The sequence below is a fragment of the Wohlfahrtiimonas populi genome, from assembly GCF_002006795.1.
Classification (GTDB): domain Bacteria; phylum Pseudomonadota; class Gammaproteobacteria; order Cardiobacteriales; family Wohlfahrtiimonadaceae; genus Wohlfahrtiimonas; species Wohlfahrtiimonas populi.
The window spans coordinates 1-1,555 of record NZ_MVDN01000038.1; the positions used below are offsets into that span (position 1 = coordinate 1).

Here is a 1,555-nt window from a genome sequence, read left to right on the forward strand (position 1 = left end):
GAATTGATATATTTTTTACTACTTGTTTCTCAAAGTCTGTAATTTATTTATCATAAATTTCATTAATCTTATTTAAACAACCTGTTCTAAACTTCATATATTAATCATAAATCTATGATTAAAGCCCCCTAAAGGTCATCTCTTTAGGGGTTTATACAGTAAAAATTACAAATAAATTAATAAATTGACGTTGTCAACATTGCCTTAGATAAAGATTGATCACTCGTTACTATAAAATCATCATTCGTACTGTTAGCTGAATCAAATGATGCCATTGCACTGATCAAAGAGTGCAATTCTTGATTTACAGTGATTGGAGATGCCTCATTAGCCATATTCATAGTTCTCGCTAAAGATTGATCTTTTTGAGCATCCATTAGGCCTTGGATCTCATTTTGTTTAACAACATTACCATCTGCAAAATGAATCTCATCGATCTTTTCCCAACCACTGATAAAGAATCCTTGAATGCGAATGCTATCGTCATTGCCATACTCAATGATCAAATCATAGTTTTCACCACGATAAGAAACTTCATCACTCTTTACATCCGTAAACTTAATGACGTCAATATCATCTGATACTGTATTTTGGGTATCAAAATTATTAATGGTGTCGTTACCATCGCCTTTAGCGAAAATATATGTTTTATTTCCACGTCCGCCAACGAGGAGATCATCACCTTTACCACCGATAAATGTGTCATTGCCATACCCACCGTATAATGTGTCATCGCCATTACCACCATATAATGTATCGTTACCCATGCCACCGTCTATTATATCGTTTCCATCACCACCGTGTAATGTATCATCTCCATCACCACCTGATATGGTGTCGTTACCTGCACCTGCATAAATAGTATTTGAACCTTCACTACCATTATATGTCTTACCTATATCGTCACCAATTATCGTTAATAGACCATTCCATATAGGCTCATAGTTATTCACTGAAACATTCACTACTATAGGTTTAGATTGTAGATCTGTCAGAGTAATAACCATGCCATCAGCAAAATGAATTTCATCGATCTTTTCCCAACCACTGATAAAGAATCCTTGAATGCGAATGCTATCGCCATTGCCATAATCAATGATCAAATCATAGTTCTCGCCACGATAAGAGACTTCATCACTCTTAACATCCGTAAACTTAATGACGTCAATATCATCTGATACTGTATTTTGGGTATCAAAATTATTAATGGTGTCGTTACCATCACCTTTCGCGAAAATATATGTTTTATTTCCACGCCCGCCGACTAGAAGATCATCGCCTTTACCACCGATAAATGTGTCATTGCCATATCCACCGTGTAATGTGTCATCGCCATTACCACCATATAAAGTATCGTTACCCATGCCGCCATTTATTATATCGTTTCCATCACCACCATGTAATATGTCATCGCTATTACCACCTAATATGGTGTCATTACCTGCACCTGCATAGATAGTATCTGAACCTTCACTGCCATTATATGTCTTACCTATATCATCACCAATTATCGTCAATAGACCATTCCATATAGGTTTGTAGTTATTCACTGAAA

1 protein-coding gene is annotated in these 1,555 nt (G+C 35.8%); it reads right to left on the minus strand.

What is annotated here, in order from left to right; all coding sequences use genetic code 11:
* Positions 1 to 176: 176 nt before the first annotated feature.
* On the minus strand, positions 177 to 1,555 hold a 1,379-nt coding region (locus BZK16_RS13810), incomplete at its 5' end, for a calcium-binding protein (RefSeq protein ID WP_269845034.1).